Origin of the sequence: Psychrobacter sp. 16-MNA-CIBAN-0192 (assembly GCF_040309565.1) — a bacterium.
Lineage (GTDB): Bacteria > Pseudomonadota > Gammaproteobacteria > Pseudomonadales > Moraxellaceae > Psychrobacter.
In genome coordinates this window covers 1-269 of record NZ_JBEOOX010000293.1, presented here as the reverse complement: position 1 = coordinate 269, position 269 = coordinate 1, and the positions used below count along the sequence as shown (strand labels likewise).

Genomic DNA, 269 nt, shown 5'->3' with positions numbered 1-269 from the left:
GCCAAGCACAGTTCAAGATAGCTTTTGATGTAGGTAAAGGCGCTGAAAAGGGCGCGCAAAATAATCATATTAATTCGTTAGCGCGATTTATTAATATGCATGTGGCTCACGGCGTAAAACCAGAAAATATTCAGCTTGCGCTGGTGGTACACGGTGGAGCCAGCGTTGATGTACTGCTAAACAGCGTTTATAGGACACGATTTGAAAAAGATAACAAAACCGAATCTTTAATTAAACAGCTGCTTGCTAATAACACGCAGGTATATGTA

Annotated in this window: 1 protein-coding gene; it reads left to right on the top strand. The window is 40.9% G+C overall.

What is annotated here, in order from left to right:
* Window positions 1–269, top strand: a 269-nt coding sequence (locus AAEY78_RS13305) for a hypothetical protein (RefSeq protein WP_352339779.1), incomplete at both ends; no start/stop codon positions are given.